The sequence below is a fragment of the Petrotoga sp. SL27 genome (assembly GCF_002924605.1).
In the GTDB taxonomy this organism is placed as follows: domain Bacteria; phylum Thermotogota; class Thermotogae; order Petrotogales; family Petrotogaceae; genus Petrotoga; species Petrotoga sibirica.
In genome coordinates this window covers 1-8,931 of record NZ_JAIP01000009.1, presented here as the reverse complement: position 1 = coordinate 8,931, position 8,931 = coordinate 1, and the positions used below count along the sequence as shown (strand labels likewise).

The window sequence follows — 8,931 nt, the reverse complement described above, 5'->3', positions numbered from 1 at the left end:
AGGTAAAAGATGAAGGATAATATCTTAAAACGTTCTTTTCACCATTCAAAGTTTGAAAACATTAAAGAGCTCGTTAAATTAAAAGAAAAACAAGATGTCAAAATATCCCTTGCTTTTCCTTCTTTAAACGAAGAAAAAACAATTGGTAAAGAGATAATCGTTATGAAAACAGAACTTATGGAAAAATATCCTCTATTGGATGAAATCGCCGTGATTGACTCTGGATCAGAAGACGAAACGGTTTCTATAGCAAAAGAGTATGGTGCTAAAGTTTTTTATTCTAGTGATATTTTACCAGAATACGGTTTTTACAAGGGAAAAGGAGAAAACTTGTGGAAAAGTTTGTACGCACTTAATGGCGATATAATAGTTTGGGTGGATTCAGATATAGAGAACATACATCCAAAATTTGTATACGGTTTAGTTGGCGCTTTGTTGAATTATCCAGAAATAGGTTATGTCAAGGCCTTTTATGATAGACCCATTGTTGGAAAATCGGCAATGCAACCAACGGGTGGAGGAAGGGTTACCGAATTGGTTGCAAGGCCTTTATTTTCTTTGTTTTACCCGGAGTTATCAACGATAATTCAACCGTTAAGTGGTGAATATGCAGGAAGAAGGGAAATTTTAGAAAAGCTGCCATTTTTCGTGGGATACGGTGTGGAAATTGCTCATCTTATCGACATAGCTGAAAAATTTGGCACTGAAATAATAGCTCAAGTCGATCTTGAACTTCGAATACACGACAATCAACCCCTGCACTCACTTAGTAAAATGGCTTTTGAACTCACAAAGGTAGTATTGAAAAGATTGGAAAAATATGGAAAATTAGATTTAAAGACCGAATTGAACGATAAACATATAATGATCCAAAAAAAAGAAAATGAAAAGATATTAGATCCAAAAGAAATTCTAAGTATTGAAAGGCCTCCGATCATCACTATCCCAGAGTACAAACAAAAGTTCTCAAGAGGAGAAAAGGTATGAACAGCCTTTATATTTTCCACTACCATTACATAAAAGGCGGAGTTTCAACCGTTGTCAGAAATATTGTAAAATCTTTAAAAGCCGAATACAAAATTACTCTTTTTGGTTCAAAAAAAATGGGTATAGGCGGGATAGAAGAGATATTATCTTACCAAAATGTCGATTTTGTTGACTTTCCTGAACTCGGATATATATACTATGACAGCACCGATTATCACACTTTTCTTGAACTCAAAGAATCAATAAAAAACAAATTGAATAATTATCACGATGAAAGGGCTATATACTGGGCCCATAATTATAATTTAGGCAAAAACCCTGCATTCACAGAAGCCTTTAAAGAATTTATCATAGCAAAAAATATCTGCACAATCATTCAAATACATGACTTTCCTGAATGTGCAAGATGGGAAAACTATTCTTTTATAAGAAAATTCATAAATTCTTCCCTGTATCCTATAGGAAAGAACATATTTTATGCAACTATCAATCTAGCTGATTACAATAGACTTATAAAATCTGGTATACCTTCAGAAAATACCTTTTATCTTCCTAATGCGGTTGAGTTCACTAAAAATAAAGATAAAAAAGATGAAATTGACAAAGATGAGGTAATATATAAACTAAAGAAATTAGGATATAATGTTGATCCAAAAAACAAAAACATTTTGTATCCAACAAGGACGATAAGAAGAAAGAATATTTTAGAAGCGGTACTTATAAATCGTTTACATGGAAAGAGTAATTTACTTGTCACTTTACCAGCTAACTCTGATAAAGAAAGGCCATACGAAAAAATTGTTAAAGAAACCTTTGAATCCGAAAAAGTTAAGGGAGCTTGGGCTATTTCAGCAAAAGATCCGTCACTTTTTCCATATATTCTGAATATTTCAGATCTTTTCTTTTCTTCTTCAGTATTAGAAGGATTTGGAATGATATATTTAGAATCAAAATTCAACAAAAAAAACTTTCTGACCAGAAAGTTAGATGTGATAGAAGATTTCAAAAATATAAAAGAAATAAGTTATTACGATAGATTTTTGGTTAGCCTTTCTCCTAAAGAAATAAACAAAGTAAAAGAAGAATACCAAGAACAAATTAACAAAATACCTATCTCCGAAAAGTACAAAAGTCGTTTAAGAGAAGATTTAACCAACAAATTTGATAAAGATTTAATAGATTTTTCATTTCTTCCCATAGAGCTTCAAAAGAAATTCTGTATGGAAGAAGAAACAAAACTTAAAGATTTGAAAGAAATTAACAAAGAAATATTTGATAAAATAGAAATGTTGACTTCCACAAAGGACATTGATCAAGGGATAAACTTGGAAGATTTCTCATTGAAGGCGTATAAAAGTAAAATATTTTTATTATTAGATAAAGTACAAGCTATAAAAGGAAACGCCCCGAAAGGGGTTCAAGGAAATACAAAGGAAATAGAAGATACAATAATTGACGAAAATATTCTAAAATCTTTTCTAACAATAGACAATATAAGATTACTTTTTTCTTATTAGGTGTAGAGTGGGCCGATTGTGGGGCGGGCTCCGGGGCGAAGGGGAGCTAATTTTACAACTTAGGAGGCTATTCCCATGTATGAAGATATAAAAGATATTCCGACGATTCTAATAAACGGTATGTCTAAAGAACAGATACTTAGGATAATGAAAGCGATAAAAAATATGGAAAACTTACCTGAAAATATAATTTTTGCTTCCGTTACTCCTACAAGTTCTCAGTGGACCGTTGAAGAACTAATCAAAGAGCTAAAACAAGAGGATATAGAAATGAAAACAGTAACAGACAATCTCAAAAAAGGGGTTTACGACAATTATAAAAAAGACAGCAAGTGAGAACAAAACTCTCATCGCCTACGTTGATGGAAGTTATGACTTAGAAACAAAAATATACGGTAGCGGCATAGTGTTTCTAGATGGTGAAGAAAAACATTTCTTCTTTTCCGGTAATAACCCAGAATACTCCTCTAGCAGAAATGTTGCAGGGGAAATAAGTGCATCAATCTACGCAATGGAATATGCCAAAGAAAAAGGCTATGAAAAGATAATAATACACCATGATTACATCGGATTAGAGAAATGGTGTAACGGAGAGTGGAAAACTAATAAAAAAATAACCATAGCCTACAAAAATTGCTATGATTATTTTAGTAAATTGTTAACAATACAATTCAGTTGGGTAAGGGGACACTCAGGAGACCGTTACAACACCTTGGCCGATCAACTAGCGAAAAAGGCATTAGAAAACAAAAATTTCCGTGATTTAATAACGAAATATCTTTATACAAATTGATTTTTTCATGCTATTTCAAACCTGTAACCTTTTTCCACCTTTTCAGACCATTCTGCTTCTTGACCTTTTTTAAACTTTATAAATTCTAAACATTCGCCTATTAAGATTGGCTTATTACAAATTTTGTAATCTGACTTTCTAACTCTAAAAAGCTTTTATCATAAATATTTTTGTCTTCTTCCGAAAGATTTATATCAAAGACCTTTAATATTCTAGACGGTCGCTGAGACAAAATAACTACTTTATTTCCCACCATCAATGCCTCTTTTATATCATGAGTAACCATCAATATAGAAAAATAACTTTTATTCCACATCTTTTTCATATCTTCTATTATTGATAGTTTAATATTTAGATCCAAAGAAGTAAAAGGCTCGTCCATAAGCAAGATCTGTGGTTCAACCAATAAAGATCTGGCAATATTCACCCTTTGTTTCATACCTCCACTTAATTTAGAGGGTAAAAGATTTTCAAAGCCTTCTAAACCCATCATACCTATAATTGGTTTAATTTTCTTTTCATCGTCTAAAATTATTTTTAGGTTGTCGTAAACCGTTCTCCAAGGTAATAATCGGGGTTCTTGGAAAACATAACCGATCTTATCAACAAAGGTTTCGACTGTTCCCTCACTTTGCCTTTCTAATCCTGAAACGATTCTAAAAAAAGTAGTTTTTCCACAACCCGAAGGTCCTAATAGAACAATTTTTTCTCCTTCTTTCAAATCAAGACTCCAGTTATCTATAACCAGAAGATCCCCAAATCTTTTGGTTAAACGATTCGCTTTTAGTACATTTCCCATCTTTCTAACATCCTTCTTGAAATAATTTTAAATACACGCTCTGTAGCTATACCTAATATAACGGCTACGATAGTAATGGCATAGATCCTAGGAACATCGACATACTGTCTTGCCCAAGCGAGTTCTACGCCCAATCCATTTCCACCAACTAGAAACTCTGTTACTAACACCACTTTCCATACATTCCCTATTGAAACTTCAACCGCTGCAATTACAAATGGAACGATTGACGCTAAGTATACATGCCTAAATATCTTAGTTTTTGATACTTTGTACAAGTGTACCATCTCAAGCAATTTTCTGTCGATGTTCTTAATCCCAGAAGCGGTAGTAAAGACAGTACTAGGTAAAATGGCCATGGTGCTTATTAAAATAGGACCACGCCATCCCACACCCCATAGAAATACGACAAAAGCCAGCCAAGAAACTACCGGTATAGCTTGTATCATCATGAGCATAGGCCTAAAAATGTCATAGATCGTATCACTCATTCCCATTAAAAATCCCAAAATTATCCCTATAAAAGAAGAAATAAACAAAACAATCAGGGTCTTCCATACGGTGTTCCATAATGCTACATAAAACCTCGATGTACTTAGCTGATTTATTAAATTGTTCAAAACTTCATGAGGAAAAGGCAACACAAAAGAAGAGCCTATAACAAAAGAAAAAAAGTACCAAAGTAAAACGATTAAAACGATCCCAAAAACGGTTTTCATTTGTTATAAAATCCTTCTGCCGGTAAAGTAGGCAACCCTTCTGGATAAAGTTCATGCATCGTGTTTAAAAAGTTTTCTACTTCTTCTCTACATTCCAAAATTGGAATGTATTCAAAAACTAATCTATTCATCGCTTCCTTAAGTATTGGAACAGGGATAGTTAAGTATTCGTTAGTTATCTTTAATGATTGATCTAAATTTCTATTAGCCCAATCAACACTTTCAGAAAAAGAGTTCTCAACTTTTGAAACGATATCAGGTTCTTTTTCTAAAATCTCCTTTTTAACAAAAAGTCCTGCTATAGGAAGGCCGTACCTCGAACCTGAGATTTTATTCCATTCATCTTGAAAGTCTAAAACTATTTTCCCTTCGGTTCCTGTTACAGCCAATGTAGCAAATGGTTCTGGTAGAGCAGCATATTTAATCTTACCTGATTTGTACAAAGAAACTATCTCCTGTGGAGGAAGGTAACTGAATTTTACATCTTTATCAGGAACCAATCCATTTCTAACCAAAAGATACCTCATCAAAATGTCTACAGTTTGACCTCGTCCATGCGGAGAATAGACTTCGTGACCCTTTAAACTTTTTACGTTTTCAAAATCAACATTACTACTGCCTACTAAATAAAATGCTTTCCACTCGTGAACACCTAACAATATTATCTCTAAACCTTGAGCGTATAAATTTGCACCTACGGTTATAGGAAGAACAGCAAAATCTGCTTGATTGGATACCAGTAACGCTACCGCTTCATTTGCGTCCTTCCAAAGGCTTACATTTATTTCTACTTCTTCTTCTATCGTAGCGGCCATCAACCCTGTTACCGGAACAACCGTTGGACCTAAAGGATTAGTGATTGTAACAGAAAAGATCAAGAGTGCAAAGAAAAAAGAAACTATTAACAAAGCTGTTTTTTTCATGATTATTTTCCTCCTATATCTCTCTTATTTTACTCGCTTTAGAAACTCCAAAAATTGCTTTAGCGACCCTTTGCCCCGCTCTCCAACCCTTTTTTTAATCAAATTCTTATTTTAGAAAATTACAGCCCTATCATTTTCAATATGGTACCCATTTCTGGTTCTACTGGATTGACCCTGGGTATTACACTGATTGCGGTATCGGGATCCTTTAATCCATGTCCTGTGAGTACTGCTACAATTTTACTTCCTTTATTTATCTTATCCAAATTTATCATTTTTTTAACGCCTGCTACCGAAGCCGCAGATGCAGGCTCTGCAAACACACCTTCGAGGGATGCCAATTCTTTATACGTGTCCAAGATTTCCTCGTCGGTAACAAAATTTATAAATCCTCCAGATTCTTTTGCAGCTTCTACGGCTTTCTCCCAATTGACCGGATTGCCTATTCTTATAGCTGTTGCTACGGTTTCTGGTTTTTTTATAACCTGATTTTTTACGATAGCAGCTGATCCTTCCGCTTCAAAACCAATCATCTTAGGTAACTTATCCGTTTTGTGATCTTTAAAGTATTCTTTGAACCCTTTCCAGTAAGCTGTGATGTTTCCCGCATTCCCCACTGGAATTGCCAATATGTCAGGAGATTTACCACCCAATTGATCACATATCTCAAAAGCTGCACTTTTTTGACCCTCTATCCTGTATGGATTAAGTGAGTTAACCAGAGTTATAGGATAGTTGTCAGCGATCTTTCTTGTAATCTCTAAGGCAACGTCAAAATTACCTTTTATCGGTATAACTATAGCCCCATGCATTAAGGCCTGAGATAATTTCCCCAAGGCGATCTTCCCTTCAGGGATTATGACCGCTGTTTTCAATCCTGCTCTACTTCCATAAGCTGCAGCAGAGGCAGAAGTGTTACCGGTAGAAGCACAGATTATTGCTTTATCACCGTTCTGCAGAGCTTTGGTTACTGCTAAACACATTCCTCTGTCTTTAAAAGATCCCGTGGGATTAGCACCATCATATTTCAGATAAAGCTCAATATCCCACATATTACTCAGTTTTTCTGCGAATATCAAAGGAGTGTTCCCTTCTTGTAACGTAATTATCTCTGTTTTCTCATCGACGGGCATGTATTCTTTATAAGCATTTATTATACCAGGCCAAAAACTAAAACTTCTCACCGAAATCCTCCACCCTTATTATATTTTTTATTTCTATCACATCCTTTAATTCGTTCAACGAATCAATTGCTTTTTTCAGTTTTTTTTCCTTGATTGGGTGCGTCTGTAAAAATATTGGCACAACAGGATTAAGTCTGTGTTTTTGAATTACAGAAGCGATGCTAACTTCGTTATCTCCAAAAACCCTTGCTATTTTCGCAAAAACACCTGGTTTGTCATTCACTCTCAATCTTATATAGAAAGAGTTTTCAATCTCATCTGTTTCAATTAACTTCAAACCGTTTAACCTTCCGGTACTGTATTCGTTTTCAATATGGTATTTAATACTCTTGGCGGCTTCCATAATATCTGCAACAACCGCACTTGCAGTTGGCATTTCTCCGGCACCTTGTCCGTAAATCATTATATCTCCAACGGCGTCTCCATGAATCTGTACGACGTTGTATACACCGTTTATTTTTGAAAGAGGGCTACTTTTTGGTATAAAAGTTGGATGAACCCTTATATCCAACATCTTATCTTCGTACCTTTTTCCAATAGCTAATAATTTAATTGTATATCCTAATTCCTCTGCTATTTCTATGTCTTCCCTTTCTATCTTCTCAATTCCTTCTACATGGATTGAATCAACATCCATAAAACTCTCAAAGGCTAGTGAAGACAAAATATTTATTTTATATGCACTATCCAAACCGCTTACATCAAAATATGGATCGCTCTCAGCATAACCTAGATTTTGAGCTTCTTTTAAAGCCTCTTCAAAATCAATGGATTTTTCGGTCATTTTAGTCAAAATATAATTCGTTGTCCCGTTTAAAATCCCATAAACTCTTTCAATTTTATTTGCAATCATGGACTCTTTCAGAGTTTTAATTATTGGGATTCCACCCCCCACGCTTCCTTCATAGTACACTTTGACATTATTGTTCTTTGCAAGTTGAAATAGTTCTCTACCATACTTGGCTAATATTAACTTATTGGCTGTTACAATATTTTTATGACCATTAATAGCTTCTTTTATATAACTTAACGTCGGTGTTTCTCCGCCAATTAACTCCACTACAATCTGAATCTGAGGATCTTCTACGATCTCTTTATAGTCTTCTGTAAGCAACGAATCATCTACATCGTACTTCCTTTTTTTGTACTTTTCTTTCACCAAGATCTTTTTGATTTGAATTTTCTCACCTAGTTTTCTTTCTATATCTTCCTTTTTGGTTGTGAGGATATTGTAGACTCCTCCTCCAACCGTACCGTACCCAAGAAGACCGACTTTAATCATCGTAACTCCCTCCCTTTTCATTAACGATCACTAACCCCGGATGTTGATAGTTGAAAAAGTTATGAACTATTTTCTTGAGCTATGAAATTGGCTTTTTAAAATTTTTTTAACTGAAAGAATTTTATAATAACTTGGTTTTCAACAATTTTATCAACGTACTTTTCAACTTTTAATGTTCAAAAGTATTTTTACACTAAGTTCGTCGATATCTCAGTCGAAAACAACGTCGATAATTAAAGTTATCAACAAAACATTCGATAAAATCATTTAAAAATCTTTTTGAACATTTAAGTTGATAACGAGGTTCAAAATATTTGGCACTTTTGAACTTACACAAAATCCCATTAACAAAGAAAAACAGGACTTTTGAACTATCAACATTATACTATCTTCACTACTATCATAGAATTAAATATAAAAACGACTTTTTAAAAATTCAAATTGACTAACTTCAGATAAACTTGGCATAGCATTCGCGGCTCCTTGTTTCGTAGCAACAATAGCTGCACATTTATTTGCAAAATCTGCATATTCAGCAAGTTCTTCTACAGTAATGTTGGAAAGCTCATCTTTAGAAAAATCCTTTAATTTATACAAAATACCTGCCATAAAAGAATCTCCACAACCCACAGTTTCAACAACCTTTACTTTATAACCTGGAACTCTTTCAATAATACCATCTTTATAAACTAAAGAACCTTGACTTCCTAAAGTCACGAACAAAATA

10 protein-coding genes are annotated in these 8,931 nt (G+C 34.0%); 4 read left to right on the top strand and 6 right to left on the bottom strand.

The window, feature by feature from the left end:
* The first annotated feature begins 9 nt into the window (after positions 1–9).
* The 4 genes from AD60_RS03125 to AD60_RS03110 all read left to right on the top strand — a co-directional run bounded on the left by AD60_RS03125 (position 10) and on the right by AD60_RS03110 (position 3,297).
* Positions 10–987 (top strand): glucosyl-3-phosphoglycerate synthase, encoded by a 978-nt coding sequence (locus AD60_RS03125; protein ID WP_103927306.1) that lies wholly within the window; start codon positions 10–12, stop codon positions 985–987.
* The gene (locus AD60_RS03120; RefSeq protein WP_103927305.1) at positions 984–2,504 is read left to right on the top strand and encodes a hypothetical protein; all 1,521 of its coding nucleotides are present in this window, start codon (positions 984–986) and stop codon (positions 2,502–2,504) included. The genes AD60_RS03125 and AD60_RS03120 overlap by 4 nt, the downstream gene beginning before the upstream one ends.
* Before the next feature lie 75 nt (positions 2,505–2,579).
* Positions 2,580–2,840, top strand: a complete 261-nt coding sequence (locus AD60_RS03115; protein WP_103927304.1) for a DUF3783 domain-containing protein — start codon at positions 2,580–2,582, stop codon at positions 2,838–2,840.
* On the top strand, positions 2,794–3,297 hold the full coding sequence (locus AD60_RS03110; RefSeq protein ID WP_103927303.1) for an RNase H family protein: 504 nt from the start codon (positions 2,794–2,796) through the stop codon (positions 3,295–3,297). Before AD60_RS03115 ends, AD60_RS03110 begins: the two co-directional genes overlap by 47 nt.
* A 100-nt stretch (positions 3,298–3,397) precedes the next feature.
* Here the strand turns inward: AD60_RS03110 and AD60_RS03105 are convergent, their stop codons facing one another.
* The 6 genes from AD60_RS03105 to AD60_RS03080 all read right to left on the bottom strand — a co-directional run.
* The gene (locus tag AD60_RS03105) at positions 3,398–4,096 is read right to left on the bottom strand and encodes an ABC transporter ATP-binding protein (RefSeq protein ID WP_103927302.1); all 699 of its coding nucleotides are present in this window, start codon (positions 4,094–4,096) and stop codon (positions 3,398–3,400) included.
* The gene (locus tag AD60_RS03100; RefSeq protein ID WP_103927301.1) at positions 4,081–4,815 is read right to left on the bottom strand and encodes an ABC transporter permease; all 735 of its coding nucleotides are present in this window, start codon (positions 4,813–4,815) and stop codon (positions 4,081–4,083) included. The genes AD60_RS03105 and AD60_RS03100 overlap by 16 nt, the downstream gene beginning before the upstream one ends.
* The gene (locus tag AD60_RS03095; RefSeq protein ID WP_103927300.1) at positions 4,812–5,738 is read right to left on the bottom strand and encodes an ABC transporter substrate-binding protein; all 927 of its coding nucleotides are present in this window, start codon (positions 5,736–5,738) and stop codon (positions 4,812–4,814) included. The genes AD60_RS03100 and AD60_RS03095 overlap by 4 nt, the downstream gene beginning before the upstream one ends.
* A gap of 119 nt (positions 5,739–5,857) precedes the next feature.
* The gene (gene thrC / locus AD60_RS03090) at positions 5,858–6,922 is read right to left on the bottom strand and encodes a threonine synthase (RefSeq protein ID WP_103927299.1); all 1,065 of its coding nucleotides are present in this window, start codon (positions 6,920–6,922) and stop codon (positions 5,858–5,860) included.
* The gene (locus tag AD60_RS03085) at positions 6,909–8,204 is read right to left on the bottom strand and encodes a homoserine dehydrogenase (RefSeq protein ID WP_103066913.1); all 1,296 of its coding nucleotides are present in this window, start codon (positions 8,202–8,204) and stop codon (positions 6,909–6,911) included. Before AD60_RS03085 ends, thrC begins: the two co-directional genes overlap by 14 nt.
* A 408-nt stretch (positions 8,205–8,612) precedes the next feature.
* A partial coding sequence (locus AD60_RS03080) for a PfkB family carbohydrate kinase (protein ID WP_233186804.1) occupies positions 8,613–8,931 on the bottom strand: 319 nt, incomplete at its 5' end.